The 20,525-nt window shown below is 56.6% G+C and carries 20 protein-coding genes and 1 pseudogene; 9 read left to right on the forward strand and 12 right to left on the reverse strand.

Annotated features, from left to right (window positions below; all coding sequences use genetic code 11):
- Positions 1-96: 96 nt before the first annotated feature.
- Positions 97-1,290 carry a BaiN/RdsA family NAD(P)/FAD-dependent oxidoreductase gene (locus MUU46_RS12180; RefSeq protein WP_258965652.1) on the forward strand — a complete coding sequence of 398 codons (1,194 nt, stop codon included), beginning with the start codon at positions 97-99 and terminating at the stop codon, positions 1,288-1,290.
- Between the two features lie 125 nt (positions 1,291-1,415).
- Entirely contained in the window at positions 1,416-1,595 is a 180-nt protein-coding gene (locus tag MUU46_RS12185; RefSeq protein WP_159757373.1) for a hypothetical protein, read from the forward strand.
- Between the two features lie 107 nt (positions 1,596-1,702).
- Here MUU46_RS12185 and MUU46_RS12190 read toward each other — a convergent pair.
- The 3 genes and pseudogenes from MUU46_RS12190 to MUU46_RS12200 all read right to left on the reverse strand — a co-directional run.
- Positions 1,703-1,969 (reverse strand): annotated as a pseudogene (locus MUU46_RS12190) (magnesium transporter); the annotation flags it as partial.
- 123 nt (positions 1,970-2,092) lie between these two features.
- On the reverse strand, positions 2,093-2,629 hold the full coding sequence (locus tag MUU46_RS12195; protein ID WP_258965653.1) for an NlpC/P60 family protein: 537 nt from the start codon (positions 2,627-2,629) through the stop codon (positions 2,093-2,095).
- 264 nt (positions 2,630-2,893) lie between these two features.
- On the reverse strand, positions 2,894-3,457 hold the full coding sequence (locus MUU46_RS12200) for a LuxR C-terminal-related transcriptional regulator (protein WP_159757376.1): 564 nt from the start codon (positions 3,455-3,457) through the stop codon (positions 2,894-2,896).
- A gap of 826 nt (positions 3,458-4,283) precedes the next feature.
- On the opposite strand from MUU46_RS12200, the gene arnB reads away from it, so the two are divergent.
- From arnB to arnF, 7 genes are read left to right on the forward strand one after another with little or no spacing between them, the layout of a single operon-like run.
- Positions 4,284-5,423, forward strand: coding sequence for a UDP-4-amino-4-deoxy-L-arabinose aminotransferase (gene arnB / locus MUU46_RS12205; RefSeq protein WP_258965654.1), 1,140 nt, complete (start codon positions 4,284-4,286; stop codon positions 5,421-5,423).
- 1 nt (position 5,424) lies between these two features.
- Positions 5,425-6,408 carry an undecaprenyl-phosphate 4-deoxy-4-formamido-L-arabinose transferase gene (arnC, locus tag MUU46_RS12210; RefSeq protein WP_258965733.1) on the forward strand — a complete coding sequence of 328 codons (984 nt, stop codon included), beginning with the start codon at positions 5,425-5,427 and terminating at the stop codon, positions 6,406-6,408.
- Positions 6,405-8,387: a bifunctional UDP-4-amino-4-deoxy-L-arabinose formyltransferase/UDP-glucuronic acid oxidase ArnA gene (arnA, locus tag MUU46_RS12215; RefSeq protein ID WP_258965655.1), complete on the forward strand. Its 1,983-nt coding sequence runs from the start codon at positions 6,405-6,407 to the stop codon at positions 8,385-8,387. Before arnC ends, arnA begins: the two co-directional genes overlap by 4 nt.
- Positions 8,387-9,280, forward strand: a complete 894-nt coding sequence (gene arnD, locus MUU46_RS12220) for a 4-deoxy-4-formamido-L-arabinose-phosphoundecaprenol deformylase (protein ID WP_258965734.1) — start codon at positions 8,387-8,389, stop codon at positions 9,278-9,280. The genes arnA and arnD overlap by 1 nt, the downstream gene beginning before the upstream one ends.
- Before the next feature lie 5 nt (positions 9,281-9,285).
- Positions 9,286-10,941: a lipid IV(A) 4-amino-4-deoxy-L-arabinosyltransferase gene (gene arnT / locus MUU46_RS12225; RefSeq protein WP_258965656.1), complete on the forward strand. Its 1,656-nt coding sequence runs from the start codon at positions 9,286-9,288 to the stop codon at positions 10,939-10,941.
- On the forward strand, positions 10,938-11,276 hold the full coding sequence (gene arnE / locus MUU46_RS12230; protein WP_159757387.1) for a 4-amino-4-deoxy-L-arabinose-phosphoundecaprenol flippase subunit ArnE: 339 nt from the start codon (positions 10,938-10,940) through the stop codon (positions 11,274-11,276). The genes arnT and arnE overlap by 4 nt, the downstream gene beginning before the upstream one ends.
- On the forward strand, positions 11,276-11,647 hold the full coding sequence (arnF, locus tag MUU46_RS12235) for a 4-amino-4-deoxy-L-arabinose-phosphoundecaprenol flippase subunit ArnF (protein WP_258965657.1): 372 nt from the start codon (positions 11,276-11,278) through the stop codon (positions 11,645-11,647). Before arnE ends, arnF begins: the two co-directional genes overlap by 1 nt.
- A gap of 798 nt (positions 11,648-12,445) precedes the next feature.
- Here the strand turns inward: arnF and acpT are convergent.
- From acpT to MUU46_RS12280, 9 genes are read right to left on the reverse strand one after another with little or no spacing between them, the layout of a single operon-like run.
- Complete coding sequence (gene acpT, locus MUU46_RS12240) at positions 12,446-13,024, reverse strand: 4'-phosphopantetheinyl transferase AcpT (RefSeq protein ID WP_258965658.1); 579 nt, start codon at positions 13,022-13,024, stop codon at positions 12,446-12,448.
- Positions 13,025-13,026: 2 nt separating this feature from the next.
- Positions 13,027-14,256 (reverse strand): beta-ketoacyl-ACP synthase, encoded by a 1,230-nt coding sequence (locus MUU46_RS12245; RefSeq protein WP_159757396.1) that lies wholly within the window; start codon positions 14,254-14,256, stop codon positions 13,027-13,029.
- Positions 14,253-14,984 (reverse strand): 3-ketoacyl-ACP reductase FabG2, encoded by a 732-nt coding sequence (locus tag MUU46_RS12250; RefSeq protein ID WP_258965659.1) that lies wholly within the window; start codon positions 14,982-14,984, stop codon positions 14,253-14,255. Before MUU46_RS12250 ends, MUU46_RS12245 begins: the two co-directional genes overlap by 4 nt.
- Positions 14,981-15,457 carry a hotdog family protein gene (locus MUU46_RS12255; protein ID WP_159757402.1) on the reverse strand — a complete coding sequence of 159 codons (477 nt, stop codon included), beginning with the start codon at positions 15,455-15,457 and terminating at the stop codon, positions 14,981-14,983. The genes MUU46_RS12250 and MUU46_RS12255 overlap by 4 nt, the downstream gene beginning before the upstream one ends.
- Positions 15,454-16,623 carry a beta-ketoacyl-[acyl-carrier-protein] synthase family protein gene (locus MUU46_RS12260; RefSeq protein WP_258965660.1) on the reverse strand — a complete coding sequence of 390 codons (1,170 nt, stop codon included), beginning with the start codon at positions 16,621-16,623 and terminating at the stop codon, positions 15,454-15,456. Before MUU46_RS12260 ends, MUU46_RS12255 begins: the two co-directional genes overlap by 4 nt.
- 1 nt (position 16,624) lies before the next feature.
- On the reverse strand, positions 16,625-17,209 hold the full coding sequence (locus tag MUU46_RS12265) for a DUF3261 domain-containing protein (protein ID WP_159757408.1): 585 nt from the start codon (positions 17,207-17,209) through the stop codon (positions 16,625-16,627).
- Positions 17,206-19,530: an MMPL family transporter gene (locus tag MUU46_RS12270; protein ID WP_258965661.1), complete on the reverse strand. Its 2,325-nt coding sequence runs from the start codon at positions 19,528-19,530 to the stop codon at positions 17,206-17,208. Before MUU46_RS12270 ends, MUU46_RS12265 begins: the two co-directional genes overlap by 4 nt.
- Positions 19,499-20,104 carry an outer membrane lipoprotein carrier protein LolA gene (locus tag MUU46_RS12275; protein ID WP_159757414.1) on the reverse strand — a complete coding sequence of 202 codons (606 nt, stop codon included), beginning with the start codon at positions 20,102-20,104 and terminating at the stop codon, positions 19,499-19,501. The genes MUU46_RS12270 and MUU46_RS12275 overlap by 32 nt, the downstream gene beginning before the upstream one ends.
- Positions 20,101-20,523, reverse strand: coding sequence for an acyl-CoA thioesterase (locus tag MUU46_RS12280; RefSeq protein WP_159757417.1), 423 nt, complete (start codon positions 20,521-20,523; stop codon positions 20,101-20,103). Before MUU46_RS12280 ends, MUU46_RS12275 begins: the two co-directional genes overlap by 4 nt.
- Positions 20,524-20,525 lie beyond the last annotated feature (2 nt).

A 20,525-nucleotide genomic window follows, 5' to 3' on the forward strand; every position in this document is an offset into this window, starting at 1 on the left:
GTTTCAAAGGCATGACCATATATGAAAAAATTCTTACTGGTCGTACCCGATGGGAAAATTTACACTTCCCGACATTCAAAACGAGAGGATAGGCGTGTGGAAAGGTTTGATGCCATAGTTGTCGGCGCAGGCGCGGCGGGAATGTTTTGTGCAGCGCAGGCGGGACAAGCGGGGGCGCGAGTGCTGCTTCTGGATAACGGCAAAAAGCCGGGCCGCAAGATTTTAATGTCCGGCGGCGGGCGCTGTAACTTCACCAATATGAACGTGGAACCCGCGGCATACCTCAGTCAGAACCCCCATTTCTGTAAATCGGCGCTGGCCCGTTACACCCAATGGGACTTCATCGAACTGGTCGGTAAATACGATATCGCCTGGCATGAGAAAACCCTCGGTCAGCTGTTTTGTGACGATTCTGCCCAGCAGATTGTCGATATGCTGGTGGCGGAATGTGAAAAGGGCAACGTTACCACGCGGCTGCGCACCGAGATTATTACCGTCGAACGCGACGACGACGGCTACACCTTGCAGCTGAATGGCGACACGGTGGCCGCGAAAAAGCTGGTAATCGCCAGCGGCGGCCTGTCGATGCCAGGCCTGGGTGCTTCGCCGTTCGGCTATAAAATTGCCGAGCAGTTCGGGCTTAACGTCCTGCCGACTCGCGCGGGCCTGGTACCGTTTACGCTCCACAAACCACTTCTGGAGCAACTGCAGGTGCTTTCCGGCGTTTCTGTGCCTGCGGTTATCACCGCGGACGACGGCACGGTGTTCCGTGAAAGCTTGCTTTTCACCCATCGCGGCCTGTCCGGCCCGGCGGTTCTGCAAATCTCCAGCTACTGGCAGTCCGGCGAGTTCGTCAGCATCAACCTGCTGCCGGAGTGCGCCCTCGAGACATTCCTCGACGAACAGCGTAACGCGCACCCGAATCAAAGCCTGAAAAATACTCTGGCGATGCAGTTACCAAAACGGTTGGTGGAGTGTCTGCAACTGCTGGGGCAAATCCCGGATGTGCAGCTCAAGCAGCTGAACAGCAAAGATCAGCAGCAGCTAGTGGAAACCCTCACAAACTGGCGCGTGCAGCCCAACGGCACCGAAGGATATCGTACTGCTGAAGTGACGCTGGGCGGAGTCGATACCAACGAACTGTCTTCGCGCACCATGGAATCCCGCAAAGCGCCGGGACTGTATTTTATCGGCGAAGTCATGGACGTCACCGGCTGGCTCGGTGGATACAACTTCCAGTGGGCCTGGGCGTCCGCATGGGCATGCGCGCAGGAGCTGGTAGAAGCGTAAATCGTCGTGAATAACGCCTCGAGCAGGGAATAACCAAACAGCACAAAATAATTCCCTGTTTTTAACAAGTGTATGTACTATGTCGCACTCTTTTAACAGCGCCTGGATGCACATACAGAGAGCACATGAACATTTACGCGGTTGTTATATCTACCTTTGCGACGAAACTCTTGTTGTCGTTTGTCATCTATAAGAAAAACAAACATGTTTTCAAGCGAATGAGTCTGCCTGCAAAAGGTGCGGTGATTGGCGGTGGATGGCTTGCCAGCTACGGGCTCCTGCAGCTGATCAACGAAGTTATCTGAGCCAAATTGCTTTAGAAAAGAGCCAGCCCCGTGCTGGCTCTTTTTTATTGTTCCTCAGCCAAGTTCCAAAAACGTCTGCGCAATTTCGAAGTCGATAATCAGCCCCATACCGTCGGCACCCCGCTGAGCCGGCGATCCACCAGCTGCACAGCAACCTGCTGACGTTCGTCATCCGGCTTAACGTGAAACGTACTGCTGTCCATCAGGGCGCAAATCGGCTGGCCTGTGTCCGCTTCCTGTAATAGTTTTCGCACGGATAAAATACCGTGCCGCTTATTTACGGCGACAACAAAGACGCGCCCCGGAATATCGTTGTTCTGTAATTGAGACAGGAAAGATTCACGGACTTCATGTACGCAGAAATGATCGGCAAGGGCGGTGACTTATATTTGTACAGGAGCCTCGGCATAACGAGATCGTTAAAATGAGTCACCATTATATTCAGGCTGAATATTTATACGAGCGAGAAGTGAGTCTGGTTGAGACTGTATTTAGAATTATCTGATTACCGGATCGGGGAGAACCTGGCGCACCGCCAATAAATGGTGGTTCCAGTATGGACTGGTTAACTGTGAAATGGTGACGCCTTTGCGTCGGGAGGCGTGAATAAAACGATTATCGCCGATATAAATCCCCACATGTCGCTGCACACGTCCGGTTTTGAAGAACACCAGATCACCAATATGCGGTGCGCCACGTCGGGCTTTCTTGCCTCTGCGCATCTGTTCGCCGGTGGTTCGCGGTAGTTTCACGGCGAACGCTTCCTGATAAAGACGACGGGTAAGGGCCGAGCAGTCGATCGCTCTGTGCGAGTTTGCGCCCAGACGATAGTGCGTACCTTTCCAGTGTTGATACCCGCTCATCAGGCGCTTGCGGCGCTTAACATTACCGGTAACTTTGGTCGACTTTATGGCTACGGATTTCGAATGGTGCGATGAACGATGATGGACGTGGCGATGATGAACCTGGCGATGGTGAGAATGACGAACGCGTGCGGCCTGCGCAGTGCAGTGAAAAGTAAACAGAAAACACATCAGTAAGGCCAGGCGCAGGGACATAATTGCTATCTAATCGTCTATCATAAATTGAACAAAAAATATTACAGGCGATCGATGCTACGTTTTTTAGGGGCGTTGAGCAATGCGAAAGAAAAAATTCGTTATTTTGAGCGAAAAACTGGTCTAAATCACTTTTCGCGGTAAAGCGGGTAACGCCTCATAACCGGTTATTTGACAATAGCAGAGGGGGGGCCGGGGAGAAAAATTCTCCCGGCGAAGGCGAGTGAATTTCGCGTGCTATCAGGCTTGCTGTGACAACAGGCCGTGCAGATGTGAACCGTTGCTACGCGAAATAGCCGTTTTAATGCGTAACATCGCCAGCGTATTTTTCGATTTCATCCGCAATTTATGTTGGATATTAACCCGGTGGCCGCTGGCCGTTTTCTGTGAAATATCCAGTTCACGAGCGATTTTCACGTTCTGCAAATGGAACACATCGAGGATATCCAGTTCACGCTGGGTGAGGACATTCTGACGTGGTTTCGGGAAGTAGCGCACGATTTTCTGGATATAGTGCGGTGAACACTCCATTGAAGAGAACACTACGTCGCCAATCTTAAAGCAGTGATCTTTAATGATATCCTGCATCAGTACCATGTACTTAAGGCTAAGCGTATTGACCTTTTTAATGAAGTAATCGCGCAGGAACAGATTTTCAATTCCTACGACCAGATAGTTGGTCGGATTATAAGACTGCAAATATACATCAATATCACGCTTACAGGTAATCTGGTGTGAATCGAATACTTGCGATTCGATACCTGCGCACAGGTAATAGTTATCACTAACGTAGCTAATGTTCATAATAGAAAGGTATTCCTGAACGGTATTTGAGAGAAAATAAAAACAAGGGCTGTCGTGTTTAATTTTAAATTTTCGGTCGCCTGTTTGTCGGCCTAAACAGTACGGTTATTGCCCTGCTGATGTAAACACCAATAATGTTAAATGTCTTTTTTTAGACATTGGAGATAATAAATAACCCTTTGTTTTATGGTGGTTTGTCGATTTTTGGTCAGTTCAGGGGAAAATATTAAGTTACATGTGTGCGGTGTTCTGCGGCGAAATTCGTAAAAATGAACAGAGAATTTTCTGATGTCGGGGGAATATCGTGTTCCAGTTCCTGACGCCTGTGCATGATGTTTCCCTCCGCTGGGGGCAAAAAAGGAAACGGCAGGGATGGTGTTTAAACACCTTAGAGGCTGATCTCCCATTCAGGAACGTTAAACTGCCTTTTTTGTCTCACAAACATCTGCCAAAACGCCAGACGGTATATTTAAAAAATGCGAGTAAGTTCATTCTATTTCATAGAATAATATATTTTTCGTTTGCCTTTCGTTGATGTTTTAGCCTCTGTTATTCATCACGACTTCATTACACTTAGAGGATGAGAGGCGATTTGTGGTTAAAACATATTTTCCCGTAACCACCTGAAGTTAAATGAGTTGTTTTTTATTTTTAGCTCATCTTCTATTCTTAATATTATCCTAATGTAAGCGGTATAAATTTAATTGTGTTGAGCTGGCGTTTATCAAATCGCAGTTTTCGATCCTATTTATTATTACTTCGTTTAACTCTGCGGGCGCAGGATGGTTTTTTGTTTTAACCACAACGTTCAGGGTAAGGATAATCAATGAGTGAATTTTTACCTTTCTCACGCCCATCGATGGGGGATGAGGAGTTTAACGCGCTGAAAGAGGTGTTGCAGTCTGGCTGGATCACCACTGGACCCAAAAATGCCCAGCTTGAAGACGCGTTCTGCACTCTGACCGGCAACCGCCACGCCATTGCCGTCAGTTCCGCCACCGGCGGGATGCACGTCACTCTGATGGCGCTCGGCATTGGCCCTGGTGACGAAGTCATTACCCCGTCGCAAACCTGGGTTTCGACCCTCAACATGATTGAGCTGCTCGGCGCGACGCCAGTGATGATTGATGTCGACCACCACACGCTGATGGTCACCCCAGAAGCGGTAGCCGCTGCCATCACACCGCGCACCAAAGCGATTATTCCCGTTCACTACGCGGGCGCACCGTTCGATATCGACGGTATTTATGCCGTTGCTGAACAGCACGGCATACCGGTTATCGAAGACGCGGCTCACGCGGCGGGTACGCTGTACAAAGGTCAGCCCGTTGGCGGCAAAGGCACGGCGATTTTCTCCTTCCATGCGATCAAAAATATGACCTGCGCCGAAGGGGGCTTAGTCGTCACTGATGACGACGCGTTGGCTCAGCGTATTCGCAGCCTCAAATTCCACGGTCTGGGCGTTGACGCTTATGACCGCCAAACCCACGGCCGCGCGCCGCAGGCGGAAGTGATTTCCCCCGGCTTCAAATACAACCTGGCGGATATCAATGCGGCGCTGGCGTTGGTTCAGCTCGGAAAACTGCCGCAAGCCAATCAGCGTCGAAGCGAAATGGCACAACGCTATTTAACCGAACTGGCCGACACGCCGTTCCAGCCGCTGACAATCCCCGCCTGGCCGCATCTGCACGCCTGGCATCTGTTCATCATTCGTGTGGATGAAACGCGCTGCGGCATTAGCCGTGATGGCCTGATGGAACAGCTCAAGGCTCAGGGCATCGGCACCGGGCTGCATTTCCGCGCTGCTCACACGCAAAAGTATTACCGCGAACGCTATCCGCATATTTCCCTACCGAACACGGAGTGGAACAGCGCGCGTATTTGTTCTCTGCCTCTTTTCCCGGATATGACCCATGACGACACAACCCGCGTCATTTCTGCGCTCCATCAGCTCGCAGGACGTTGAAATGTTTGACTCTCCAAAAGTAAAAAAGGTCTCAGTGGTGATCCCTGTTTATAACGAACAGGAAAGCCTGCCGGAACTGATTCGCCGCACCGAAGCCGCCTGCGCCTTGCTGAAGCACGATTACGAAATCCTGTTGGTCGATGACGGCAGCAGCGACGACTCTGCCCGCATGTTGTGCCTGGCCGCAGACGCGCCGGGCAGCCACATAGTGGCGGTGCTGTTGAACCGTAACTACGGCCAGCATTCGGCGATCATGGCGGGCTTCAGCCACGTCACCGGTGACCTGATCATTACCCTCGATGCCGATTTGCAAAACCCGCCGGAAGAAATTCCGCGCCTGGTGGATAAAGCCGATGAAGGCTACGACGTCGTCGGCACCGTGCGCCAGAACCGTCAGGACAGCATTTTCCGCAAAACCGCGTCGAAGATGATTAACCGCCTGATCCAGCGCGCCACCGGGAAAGTGATGGGCGACTACGGCTGCATGCTGCGCGCTTACCGCCGTCACATCATCGATGCGATGCTGAATTGCCACGAACGCAGCACCTTTATTCCGATCCTCGCCAACACCTTTGCGCGCCGTACGGTAGAGATCCCGGTGCTGCACGCCGAACGTGAATTCGGTGATTCCAAATACAGCTTTATGCGCCTGATAAACCTGATGTACGACCTGGTGACCTGCCTGACCACCACACCGCTGCGTCTGTTAAGCGTGGTCGGCAGCGTGATTGCGCTCTCCGGTTTCGCTTTCGCCATTCTGTTGGTGATTTTACGTCTCGCCTTCGGCGCGGAATGGGCTGGCGACGGCCTGTTCCTGCTGTTCGCCGTCCTGTTTATTTTTATCGGCGCGCAGTTCGTCGGTATGGGACTTCTCGGGGAGTATATCGGGCGCATCTATAACGATGTTCGTGCTCGTCCCCGGTACTTTATTCAACGTGTGGTTCGCCAGGAAAGCCTGGTGGAAGAAGAGGGAAATCGTTCATGAAAGCTGTTGTATTCGCCTATCACGATATGGGTTGCACGGGCATTCAGGCCCTGCTTGACGCCGGATATGACATTGCGGCCATCTTTACTCACCCGGATAACGCCGGTGAGAATAACTTCTTCGGCTCCGTAGCGCGTCTGGCTGCCGAGCAGGGGATTACCGTTTACGCTCCGGAAGATGTCAATCATCCGCTGTGGGTTGAACGTATCCGCGCTCTCGCGCCGGACATGATTTTCTCCTTTTACTATCGCAACCTGTTGAGCGACGCCATCGTCAGCACCGCAAAACACGGCGCCTTCAACCTGCACGGTTCCCTGCTGCCACAATATCGCGGTCGCGCACCGCTGAACTGGGTGCTGGTTAACGGCGAAAAAGAGACCGGCATTACCCTGCATCGTATGGTGAAACGCGCGGATGCGGGCAATATCGTCGCGCAGCAGAAAGTCGAGATTGCCGATACTGACGTGGCCATGACCCTGCACCGCAAGCTCTGCTCCGCGGCCCAGCCGCTGCTGCGTGATGCGCTGCCGCAAATTGCGAACGGCAGTATCGCCGAAACCGTTCAGGACGAAAGCCAGGCCACTTATGTAGGCCGCCGCACGCCGGATAACGGGCGTCTGAACTGGGAACAGTCCGCAGAATCGCTGCACAACCTGGTGCGCGCGGTGTCCGATCCGTGGCCAGGCGCGTTTGGCTTTGTTGGCACCAACAAATTTATCGTCTGGAAATCCCGTGTGCGTCACGACGTCGCGGCGGCGAAGCCGGGTACCGTGATGTCTGTCTCTCCGCTGGTCGTTGCCTGTGGTAACGGCGCGCTGGAAATTATCACCGGTCAAACCGACAAAGGCGTCTACATGCAGGGCGTACAGCTGGCGCAGTCTCTCGGTCTGGTGACCAGCGCGCTGCTGTCGAGCAAACCGTTTGTGGCGGTAAAACGTCGCACCCGCGTGCTGATCCTCGGCGTGAACGGCTTCATCGGTAACCATCTGACCGAACGCCTGCTGGCTGACGATAACTACGAAATTTACGGCCTGGATATCGGCTCTGACGCAATCAGTCGTTTCCTCGAGTGCCCTCGCTTCCACTTCGTTGAAGGCGATATCAGTATCCACTCTGAGTGGATCGAATATCACATCAAGAAATGCGACGTGGTGCTGCCGCTGGTCGCCATTGCCACGCCGATTGAGTACACCCGTAACCCGCTGCGTGTGTTTGAACTTGATTTCGAAGAGAACCTGAAGGTGATCCGCGACTGTGTGAAATACAACAAGCGCATCATCTTCCCGTCCACGTCCGAAGTGTACGGCATGTGTACCGACAACAACTTCGACGAAGACGCGTCCAATCTGGTTGTCGGCCCAATCAACAAACAGCGCTGGATTTACTCCGTTTCCAAACAGCTTCTTGACCGCGTGATTTGGGCTTACGGCGACAAAGAAGACCTGAAATTTACCCTGTTCCGTCCGTTCAACTGGATGGGACCGCGTCTGGACAACCTGAATGCCGCGCGTATCGGCAGCTCACGCGCCATTACCCAGCTTATCCTCAATCTGGTGGAAGGTTCGCCAATCAAACTGATTGAAGGCGGCAAGCAGAAACGTTGCTTCACCGATATTAGCGACGGTATCGAAGCGCTGTTTCGTATCATTGAGAACAAAGACGGGCGCTGCGACGGGCAGATTATCAACATTGGTAACCCGGAAAACGAAGCGAGCATCAAAGAGCTGGCTGAACTGCTGCTCGACTGCTTCGACCGTCACCCACTGCGTAACCAGTTCCCTCCGTTTGCGGGCTTCCGCGACGTAGAGAGCAGCGATTACTATGGAAAAGGTTATCAGGACGTTGAGCACCGCAAGCCGAGCATTCGCAATGCCAAACGTTGCCTCGACTGGCAGCCAACAGTGGAAATGCAGCAAACGGTTGAGCAGACCCTGGACTTCTTCCTGCGCACCGTTGAGTTAACGGAAGCCCAAAAATGATGAGAAAGGTTGGCTTACGCGTTGATGTGGATACCTTTCGCGGCACTCGCGATGGCGTACCCCGCCTGCTGGAAATCCTTCAGCGGCACGACATTCAGGCCAGCTTTTTTTTCAGCGTCGGGCCGGACAACATGGGGCGTCATTTGTGGCGCCTGTTGAAGCCGAAATTCCTGTGGAAAATGCTGCGCTCGCGCGCGGCATCGCTGTATGGCTGGGACATCCTGCTGGCAGGCACTGCCTGGCCGGGGAAAATCATCGGCGCGGCGAACGCGGAAGTCATACGCACCACGGCGAAAGCGCATGAAGTCGGGCTGCACGCCTGGGATCATCATCGCTGGCAGCGGTGGAGCGGCGTCTGGAGCGACGCGCAACTGGAGCAGGAAATTGGCCGTGGTTTGCAGTCGCTGGAAGCGATCATTGACACGACCGTCACCTGTTCAGCCGTCGCGGGATGGCGAGCGGATGCGCGGGTAGTAAACGCCAAAGAAGGTTTCGAGTTTCTCTACAACAGCGACTGTCGCGGCACGCGTCCGTTCCTGCCGATTCTGGATAATGGCAAGACGGGTACGGTGCAAATCCCGGTCACGTTACCGACATGGGATGAAGCGGTGGGCAGCAGCGTCAACGCAGAAGGCTTCAACAACTGGCTGATTGAGCGTATCCACAAAGACAGAGGCGTGCCGGTTTACACCATTCATGCCGAAGTCGAAGGCATCATAGCCGCAGAACAATTTGAGAGCCTGATCCGGCAAGCGGCTGAAGAGGGCATTACGTTTTGCCCGCTGAGCCAGCTGTTGCCGGAGGATTTTAGTACGCTACCAAAAGGGAACGTGGTACGAGGCGAACTGGCAGGCCGGGAGGGCTGGCTGGGACAAGAACAATTATTGGGTTAAGGTCTATGAAATCCTTACGTTTACGCGCATCAATGCTGTTTTTATTCGCGCTGTATTATGTGGTTCCTCTGAATTTCCGCCTATTGTGGCAGCCGGATGAGACCCGTTACGCGGAAATCAGTCGTGAAATGCTGGCCTCCGGCGACTGGATTGTGCCGCACTTCCTCGGCCTGCGTTACTTCGAAAAACCGATTGCCGGTTACTGGATCAACAGTATCGGTCAGTGGCTCTTTGGTCATACCAATCTTGCTGTGCGCTTTGGCGTGGTATTTTCCACGGCCTGTACTGCGCTGCTTGTTGCGTGGCTGGCGTGGAAACTCTGGCAGGACAAACGCACGGCGGTATTGTCTGCCGTCATCTTCATGACGGCCTTTCTGGTGTACGGCATTGGTACCTATGCGGTACTCGATCCGATGATTTCCCTGTGGTTGATGCTCGCCATGTGCAGCTTCTGGGGAGCGTCTCAGGCGCAAACCCATGGCGGTAAACTTGGCGGCTACATGCTGCTGGGCATTGCTTGCGGCATGGGGGTCATGAACAAAGGTTTTCTTGCGCTGGCGGTACCGGTCATCGGCGTGCTGCCGTGGGTGATTGTGCAAAAACGCTGGAAAGAGGTGTTGCTGTGGGGCTGGGTGGCGGTGCTGGGGTGTATTCTTACGGTGCTGCCGTGGGGTCTGGCAATCGCCCAACGCGAACCGGATTTCTGGCGCTACTTCTTCTGGGTCGAACACGTCCAGCGTTTTGCCCAGAGTGATGCGCAGCACAAAGCCCCGTTCTGGTATTACATCCCATTCCTGATTGCTGGCAGCCTGCCGTGGCTGGCGTTGCTGCCCGGCGCGCTGAAAACGGGCTGGAAAGAACGCGATTCGCAGCGCAGTACCTTCTATTTGCTGGGCTGGATAGTGATGCCATTTTTGTTCTTCAGCATCGCCAAAGGCAAGCTGCCAACCTACATTCTGCCGTGCTTTGCGCCATTGGCGATACTGATGGCGCGCTATGCGCTGGACGTGGCTGACAGAGGTGCGAAGGCGCTGCACTATAACGGTCTCATCAACATCGCGTTCGGCCTGATTGGGCTGGTGGCGGTGCTGGTGGTGTCACCGTGGGGCCTGCTGTCGAAGCCGGTGTGGAACGATATCGAGCTGTATAAATGCCTGCTGGCGGCGGTGGCATTTGCCGCCTGGGCGTTGGTCGGCTGGTTGTCGATTTGTGACGGCGTGCAGCGCTGGGCGCTGGCCGCCTGTTGTCCGTTGGCACTGGCGTTACTGATTGGTTTTGCCATTCCGGACCGCGTTATCGACAGCAAACAGCCGCAGTTCATCACCGATATCGTCAGCGAGCAGCTGGTGCCGAGCCGTTACGTGCTCACCAACCGTGTCGGCGTTGCTGCCGGGCTGGCGTGGGAACTTAATCGCAGCGACGTGATTATGTTCGGCCAGCAGGGCGAGCTGAAATACGGCCTGGCGTATCCCGATGCGAAGGGGCGTTACCTCGACAATGATGATTTCGACAGCTGGCTGGCGACGCATCGTTCGCAAGGGCCGGTGTCGCTGGTGCTACAGTTGAACAAAGGTCAGAAACTCGAGGATCTGGGATTGCCGAAAGCCGATAACGTCTACGAGATGAGCCGGATGGTCTTCGTGCAGTATCTGCCGCAATGATAACCGCGCTATCTCTGCTGCTGGCGAGCCTCCTGAGCTGTGCCGGGCAGCTGTGCCAGAAGCAGGCGACTCACGCCTCACCGTCTGCTCGGCGTGGGCGGCACATTGTGTTATGGCTGGGCCTGGCGCTGCTGGCGCTCGGCAGCGGCATGGCGCTGTGGCTGGTGGTTTTGCAACGTTTACCTGTCGGCATTGCGTATCCAATGCTGAGCCTGAATTTTGTCTGGGTGACGCTGGCGGCGAAGTTTATCTGGCATGAGCCGGTTTCTCGCCGTCACTGGCTCGGCGTGGGGCTGATCATTCTGGGCATTCTGGTGCTGGGAGGTAGCCGCTGATGGGGATTATCTGGGCATTGATGAGCGTGATTTTGGTCAGCGCCGCGCAGCTTCTGTTGCGCAGTGCGATGCTGACACTGCCTGCGGTGAGCGATACCGGCACGCTGCTGTGGAATGTAGTGCATTTCCAGCCCGGAACGGGCGCACTGTTGCTCGGCCTGTGCAGCTATCTGGCGTCGATGGTGTGCTGGTTCTTCGCGCTTAAACGTTTACCGCTGGCGAAGGCGTATGCGCTGTTGAGTTTGAGTTATATCACGGTCTGGGCGGCGGCGTTGCTGTTGTCAAATGAAGCATTTTCCTGGCAAGGACTGGCGGGTGTGCTGCTGGTGATGGCGGGAGTGATGACGATTTTTGCGCCGCAACGGCGGTAACGACTTACCCCTCACCCCGACCCTCTCCCCAAAGGGGCGAGGGGGAAAACCGTGCTGTCCCCACTCTCCAAAGGGCGAGGGGGAAAACTGTGCAGTGCCCTCTCCCCAAAGGGGCGAGGGGGAAAACCGTGCTGTGCCCTCTCCCCAAAGGGGCGACGGGGAAAATTGTGCAGTGCCTTCTCCCCAAAGGGGTGAGGGGGAAAACCGTGCTGTGCCATCTCCCCAAAGGGGTGAGGGGGAAAACCGTGCTGTGCCCTCTCCCCAAAGGGGTGAGGGGGAAAACCGTGCTGTCCCCTCTCTCCAAAGGGCGAGGGGGAAAACCGTGCTGTGCCCTCTCTCCAGAAGGGCGAGGGGGAAAACAGTGCTGTCCCTTCTCTCCAAAGGGTGAGGGGGAAAACCGTGCTGTGCCCTCTCCCCAAAGGGGCGAGGGGGAAAACTGTGCAGTACCTTCTCTCCAAAGAGTGAGGGGGAAAACCGTGCTGTGCCCTCTCTCCAGAAGGGCGAGGGGGAAAACCGTGCTGTGCCCTCTCCCCAAAGGGGCGAGGGGGAAAACCGTGCTGTCCCCTCTCTCCAGAAAGGCGAGGGGGAAAACTGTGCAGTGCCTTCTCCCCAAAGGGGCGAGGGGGAAAACAGTGCTGTCCCTTCTCTCCAAAGGATGAGGGGGAAACTGTCCTGTGCCCTCTCCCCAAAGGGGCGAGGGGGAAAACTGTACTGTCCGCTCTCCCCAGAAGGGCGACTGGGAAAACTATACTGTCCCCTCTCCCCTATGGGGAGAGGGCTAGGGTGAGGGGAAAGGCCCTACGCCACCCACTCAATCATCTGCGTTGAAACGCTAAACGGGGTCGGCGTACACACCGCCAGACTCAGACCGTCAGACTGCAAATCACTGACGTGCAGGTGCAGCGGCGCGGTGCTGTCGTGACTGACAATCTGCCACGCGCTGCCGCCGCGCTGTTTTACCATCGCTTCCTTCCGCGTCCAGATCCGCCAGAACGCCGCCAGATGGTGCTCTTCAGCTTCCCGCTCAATTTCGAGATGCTCATTGTTGGTAAACGTGGCATTCGCCAGCTGTCGCCACTGCGGACGCGGGCGCAGGGCTTCGATATCACAGCCCACTTCGCCTTCGTCACTCAGCAGCAAGGCGATGTTGTCACCACTGTGGCTCAGGTTAAACCACAGCGCATGGTTATCGTCAAACCCCGGTTTACCCTGCTCGCCAAAGCGAATCTCCGGCAACGGCGAAACGGCGTGGCACAGCAGCGCACGCCCGGCAAGCCAGGCGCTGCGGCGCTTTCCGTCTGGCGCGCATTCCGCAAGCGCCGGCGGCAGTGTTGCCGTACTTAGAGTCGAAATCTTTCCGAGGAACAGCCGATACATCTTTACTCCCAGCGTTTGATGACAATCGAGGTGTTGATCCCGCCGAAGGCGAAGTTATTGCTCTGCAAAAACTCACAATCAATAGCCCGTGACTCTCCCATAATATAGTCCAGGGAGCCACATAGTTCGTCAGGTTGTTGCAGGTTAAGCGTTGGCGCGAACCAGCCTTCACGCATCATTTGCAGGCTCATCCACGCTTCCAGCGCGCCGCACGCCCCGAGCGTATGGCCGAAATAACTCTTCAGCGACGAGATAGGCGTCTTGTTACCGAACACCGCAGCGGTGGCCTGGCTTTCGGCGATATCGCCGCGATCGGTCGCCGTGCCGTGAGCTGAAATATAGCCGATATCCGACGGCGCAAGCCCCGCTTGACGCAGCGATTGCTCCATACAAATTTGCATCGTTTCACGCTGCGGCTGGGTGATGTGGGCCGCATCGCAGTTAGTGGCGAAGCCAACAATCTCACCAAAGATAGTCGCGCCGCGTGCTTTCGCGTGCTCGAGTTCCTCCAGTACCAACGTGCCCGCACCTTCCCCGATAACCAGCCCATCACGGTTCACATCGAATGGCGACGGCGTGGTGCCCGGCGCGTCGTTGCGCTGGCTGGTGGCGAACAGCGTATCAAACACCGCCGCTTCCGACGGGCACAGTTCTTCTGCACCGCCGGCGACCATCACCGTCTGATATCCGTGGCGAATGGCTTCATACGCGTAGCCGATTGCCTGGCTGCCGGAAGTACAGGCGCTGGACGTGGGGATCACGCGTCCACGCAGGCCGAAGAACAAGCCGGTATTGACTGCGGTGGTGTGGGGCATCATCTGCACGTAGGTGGTGCCGGTGATGTTGTTGGTGTGTTTTTCGGTCAGCATGGTGGCGAACTCGCTTACCGGGCCGGTGCTGCCGGTGGACGAGCCGTAGGCAATCCCGGTTTCGCCGTTGGTCAGCACTGGGTTTTCCAGTAGTCCGGCCTGTTCCAGTGCCAGTTCGCTGGCGCGGGTCGACATCAGCGACACGCGACCCATCGCGCGAATGCGCTTACGGGTGTAGTGTGCAGGCAGCGAGAAATCATCAATCGGCGCGCCGAGCAGGGTGTGTAGTCCATCGTAAATCTGCCACTCCGGCATTTTACGCACCGCATTCTGATAGCCGCGCAGTCGCTCAGACACGCTCTGCCAGTTCTCGCCAAACGCGGTCACGCCGCCCATGCCGGTAATGACCACGCGACGGGTCATAACATGCCTCCATTGATGGAAATCACCTGACGGGTAACGTAGCCCGCGATATCGGACATCAGGTAGCTGGCGAGCCCGGCCACTTCATCGGCCTGACCCATGCGTTTCATTGGGATCATGCCCATTGCCTCTTTCTGCGCCGCCTCTTCCATTTCAATCATGCCGGTATCAATCAGCCCCGGTGCGATGCAGTTGACGGTGATTTTGCGTTTTGCCAGCTCGATTGCCAGCGCTTTGGTGGCGCCGATGATCCCGGCTTTCGCCGCGCTGTAGTTGACCTGGCCGCGGTTGCCCATCAACCCGGAAACGGACGACAGCGTAATGACGCGTCCGCCCGCTCGCAGTCCAATCATCGGCATAATGCACGGTTGAATGACGTTGTAGAAGCTGTCGAGATTGGTGTGAATCACGCTGTCCCAGTCGTCGTCGCTCAGTGCGGGGAACGCACCGTCACGGGCGATGCCCGCGTTGCTGACCACGCCGTACCATGCCCCGTACTGTTCGATATCCGCTGCCAGCACGTCGCGACACTGCTCGCGATTGCCGACGTCAAACTGCAACAGGCGGCCTGCGCCCCCGGCGCTTTCAATGGCGTTCAGGGTGTCCTGCGCGCCTTGCTCATCGCGGAGATAATGCACGCCAACGGTAAAACCGTCGGCCGCCAGTTTGAGCGCAATCGCGCGGCCAATACCCTTGCTGGCCCCGGTGACCAGAACTGAACGACTCATGATGACGACCCTTGTTGAAAAAGCGTGGTTAATTCTTCTGTTGTCGGCTGGAAGGTGTTCACGCGCCCGGTGGCGAGCGTCTCGCCATTGGCGGTAATCGCGCACTCAAAGCTGCCGAACCGTTCGTCCTGCATCAGTAATGAGACGGTGATATCCAGCACGCTGTTGGTGTGAAATTCGCCGGGAACACACTTCAACTCGCGTGCACCGAGCACCATGCCGAGTGTGATTTGTGCTTCGCCTTTCTGCTGACGGTGCCAGCCTGACCAGACGCCAACGGTCTGCGCCATCAGTTCCAGCGCGTACCAGCCCGGCAGTTTGCCGCAGGCATCGAGGAATGGGGCGAGCACGCCCGTGCGGCTAACGGTCACCTGGCAAACGGCCTGTTCATCGGTGACATTTTTTACCGTTTCCAGCAGCAGCATCGGCGCGTTATGCGGCAGATAGTGGCCTGGTGTTAAATAGTGGCTCATGCCGTTCTCCCGAGCAGAATACTGGCGTTGTTGCCGCCAAAGGCGAAGGAATTAGACAAAATGACCGGGCGCGTCAGCGGCTGCTGCGTAGTGAGTAAACCGCAGACGGGCAGCGTCGGGTCAACCGGCGCGTGGCTGAAATCTTGTGGCGGAAGCGGCAGATTGCGCGTGAGGATAAGCCAGCTCAGCGCCGCTTCGGTAATGCCCGCCGCGCCGAGAGTATGTCCGGTTAGATGTTTGGTGGAACTGCATGGCACGTTCTCGCCAAACAGCGCGTTCACCACCTGGGATTCCACCTGATCGTTGAGCGGCGTGGCGGTGCCATGCAAATTGATATAGCCCACGTCCTGCGGCGACAGCCCGGCGTCATTCAGCGCCTGCTGAATCGCGCGGATAGCGCCTTCCCCCTGAGGATGCGGGGCAGAAATATGGTGTGCATCGCTGGATTCACCGACGCCGAGCAGCGCAATCGGCTGCGGTTCGCGGGTCAGAAGCATCAGCGCCGCACCTTCGCCAATGGTAATGCCGCAGCGGTCACGGCCGAACGGCTGGCAAAGGAGATTGGAAAGGGATTCCAGACTGTTGAAACCGTTCACCGGCATCCGACTCAAGGTATCGGCTCCGCCGACAATCGCCACGTCGACCAACCCCGCGTCAATCAGACGGCGGCCGCTGATCATCGCGCGAGCACTGGAAGAACAGGCGGTGGAAAGCGTGTAGGCCGGGCCTTCGAGCTGCAGCCAGTTGCGCAGGAAACGCGACGGATCGCCCAGCTCCTGTTGGCTGTAACGCCAGTCAGAACTCTCTTTGCCGTTCAGTTGCAGGTTGGCATGAATATCGCCTTCATCAAGCCCGGACGTGCTGGTACCCATAATCACCGCCACCCGATCGCGGCCGAAGCGGGTCATCGCCTCATCAACCTGCGGCTGAATCTGTTCGAGGGCCGCCAGCAACAGCTGGTTATTACGGGAACGGTGCCCGACAAACGCCTCGGGTATCGATGGTAACTCACCGTCCACGCCACCAAGTACGGCAGGAACATCGCCCTGTAACCAACCTTCGCGTGGGCGCATACCTGGCGCTACGCCTGCACTCAGGTTGGCGGCAATGTCATCCGGCGTCCGGCCCAGTGCGTTAATCATTCCTGAGGCAGCAATGTAGATCATCTCAGTCGCCCAGATATTGAATGGTGATGTGGTAGTTGAACACGTGCTGTTCGATGCTGATGGGCTGGCGCTGGCCTTTGCGCTGCAGGTAGGTGATTTCAGTCACCAGTTTGCCCTGAGCATTGCGAAGCTCACGTTTATCACCGTTGTCGGTGAGCGTCCAGCCTTTCGGCAGCTGTGGCGTCCACGCGCTGATCGGCCAGTGGCTCAGCATCACGTCGGCCAGCACCTGGCTTGCCGGTGGCAGCTGTGGCACCACGATCGACTGCTCGGTGTGAATGCCTTTCTCATCATAGGACACGAGGAACAGACGGATACCCACTGACGACAGCCCCGCGAGGGTCAGCTTTTTATCATCGGCGTTGAGCATCACCAGTAACGACTGGGATTTTCCGTTAAAGCTGCCGGTTAACAATTGCTGGGCGCTGACCGCCGGGGTAATGCCGGGCGGCGGGAGCGTAATTTGCGTGCCCGGTTGCAGCCACGCCTGCGGGCGACCGCTTTCATCCTGCGCCGAATGGCTACAGCCGGTGAGGGCCAGCACTGCCGCGAGGGCGAGGCCATGCCAGAAGGTGCGTATCATCATTTTCGTTTTCTCTCTTTCTTGCCCGGCATCGCCAGCGGCGACAGCAGAAACGCGGTAAAGATGCCGCTGACCAGCACGATGCCAAAGCTGCTGATGGCCTGAGTGGCGCTGAAAACCAGCATTCCGAGGGTCAATAACGTGGTTATCATTGCCAGCGTGATGGCCAGCAGCGAGGTGAGCGGCGTGCCGCGCGGGTTGCTGAAAAATAGGGTGTAGTTGATGCCAATACCCAGCACCAGCACCAGCGCCAGCAATGAGAACAGGTTTACCGCGTGGCCGCTGAGCGACAGCACCGCCAGGCCGCAGCCCAGCGACAGCAGCGACGGCACCAGGCTTATCAGGCCCTTGCGCCAGCCGAGTCGCAGCATCGCGCCGATGGCGATAATCACCAGCGCCACGCCGAGCAGGGCGGTTAAAATCGTGCGATAAAGGGCGAATAGCTGGTCAAACGAGGCTTTACGATCGTTCCACGCCACGCCGTCGGTGTGCTCTGCCAGTTGCTGAAGTGCGGCACTGTTTTTCACCCCGTCGACCGGGACCAGCACGCCGCTGCGTCCGTCCGGCAGCGTCAGCCACAGCAGACGCCAGCCTTCACTGGCCGGGCTTTTCAGCCAGGCATCAATGCTGACCGGCATCGGATTCAGGTCCGGCGTTACCGTTTTGAGTCCGGCAGTTTGCAGGGCTTTCACCACCGCCGGTGACGCCTGTTTCAGCAGCTGTAAATCCTGTTGCTGACGCTGAAGTGAATTGAGCGGCAGGGTGCGGAACTGGGTGAACAGACCCTCTTTTTGCGTTTTTTCAAGTTGCGGAACGAACGCTTCCAGCCGTTCCAGCGTTTGCTGGGCGGAATCGCCGTACACCACAAACCATTTCTGATCGACGCTCTGCCCGGTGAGAGCGGTGATCTGTTTTTCCTGCGCCAGCAAATGCTGCGGTAGCGCTTGCAGCTGGGAAATATCGTCGTCTACGCGCAGGTTGGCGAGGCCTGCCAGGGCAAACAGCGCCAGCGCCACTGGCAGGCCGACGGCGAGTTTTTTATTGCGACGCCACGCCGCCAGCCAGCGCAGCATCAGGGTCATCAGCGGTACCGGACGCACCGGCAGGCCGCGGCACAGCCACGGATGCCAGAAAATCACCGTCAGACATGAAGCGCTCAGTCCGGCGGCGGCAAATACCGCCATCTGACGAATGCCGGGGAACGGGGCCAGCATCATCAGCAGATAGGCCGCGACGGTGGTGAGCAGCGCCAGCAGTAGCGCGCTGCGCACTTTGACCAGGCTTTGCCATGGTGTAGACGCTTCGCCGTGGACCATGCGTTCGGTCAGATAATAGAGTGTGTAATCCGCCGAAATCCCGATGATGCTCATGCTCATCACCAGCGTCATCAGGTGCAGTTCACCGAACAGCAAGAGCGTAGCGACGGTGCCTGCCAGCGCACCGATGCCGACGGAAAGCAGGCACAGGAACAGCGGGCGAATTGAGCGGAACACCAATAAAATCAGCAGAATAACGCCGAGAACAGTGGCCACGCCGAGCGTCGATACGTCCTGTTTGGCCTGCTGGCTGGCGTAATCGCTGTAGAACATCGTTCCGCGCGACAGCAGTTGCGCCTGTGGGAATTGGGATTTCAATTGCGCTTCCAGCCCCGCCAGTTCAGTGACGCGCTGGTGGGTTTGCTGCATATCGAACGAGGAACCGTTCAGCTCGCCGTGCAACAGATACCAGTAGTTGCCCGCGCTGTCCTGCGCGACCAGCCAGCCGTCCATCAGCCGCAGCTTTTGTCCATTTTGCGCCAGCGCCAGCTGGGAGCCGCGCATTAGCATCAGCGGATCGTTGTTCAGCTCTTTGCCGCTAACGCCAGAAAAGGCTGAGTAGAGTTGCGATAAAATCCACTGCGCCTGCGCTTCACCGCCCTGTTGTAAACGGCTGCGAGTGGCGCTGTCGATAGTTGCGTTGCGATGCTGGAAGAAGAAGGTGCCCCACGCCTGTTGGCTGTTGGCATCCATCTGGCCTTTCACGTCGCGTAACGCGCCGGACTGTGCCAACAGCGCCTGCCAGCGGTTCGCCACCGTCGGATCGGCGGTTTTACCGGGGCTTACCAGCCACACCAATTGCTGATCGAGACGCTGCATAAAACCGTCGCTTAGCGCAGGCGGGATAGCGCCCATACTTTGCGAAGGCAGCATCGCCAGCACGCTGCTGTTCAGGCGCGCGCGCGGCAACAGCAGCGCCAGCGCGGTCAGCAGAATAAGGCACAGCGCCAGCCAGCCCCACGCCGCTCGGCGGGCGCTATTGGGCGGCGAAGCGTTGACGTTCATCATCGGTCAAAGTGGCCGGGGTCAGGCGCTGGTTAGTTAACGTAATGTCGGTGCGATCGCCCTGCTTATCGTTGAGTTGAATCGTGTTCAGGTACGTGGCGCCGCCCAAATCGATGGAGGTGAAAATCTTATCCAGCGGTGTGGTGATGGGCGTCAGCTTCAGCGTCCAGCTGTTGTTGCCTTTGTCCTGGAAATCGATGCGGAAGTTTTGTTCCAGCACTTTGCGGTCAGCCTGGAATAGCGCGCGCAGCAGGTGGTTAAACTGGAACATCTGCGGATTGTTATCAGCGGTAATGGTCTGCGGCGGTTGACCGTTGACGATTTGTACCATCCTGGCATCGTTGAGCATCAACTGCATCGGGAACGGGGAGGTTTGATCCCACAGCAGGCCAGTATCGCGCGCAATCAGCATTTCGCCCTGCGAACGCAGCGGCTGCGGCATCTCTTTGATGGTACGCGTCTGGTCGAAGTGCGCGCGCACCAGCGGCTGTTCGGTGAAACGCTGCTGCAAATCATCGAGGGTGATGGCGTGCGCCAGTGGGGCCAGCAGCAGGACTACAAGAGGCCACAGTTTCATGCGCTGACTCCCATGCGTTCAAATAACACCGCTGGGCTGACGAAGCACAGCTCTTTGGTTTTCTCTTCCACGGCGACCTGAATGGTGTAGCCGGTGGTGGTGCGTTTACCGGTGGTGGCATCGACTATTTCATAGCCGATACGCAGGCGGTTTTCGTACTCTTCCAGCTTCGCGCGCACACGAATGGTTTGCTCGAAGGTTACCACGTCGCGGTATTTCACGCGGGTATCGACCACTGGCCAGACGTAGCCGGATTCCTTCATCTGGCGATAGCCGTAATCGAACTGGTTGAGCAGCGCCTCGCGGGCGATTTCGAAATAGCGGAAGTAGTTGCCGTGCCACACCACGCCCATCATATCGACGTCGTGAAACGGCACGGTGATTTCAACTTCGGTGGTAAAGCGGGGATCGTTGAGCACCC

The organism is Scandinavium tedordense (assembly GCF_024764965.1).
Classification (GTDB): Bacteria; Pseudomonadota; Gammaproteobacteria; order Enterobacterales; family Enterobacteriaceae; genus Scandinavium; species Scandinavium tedordense.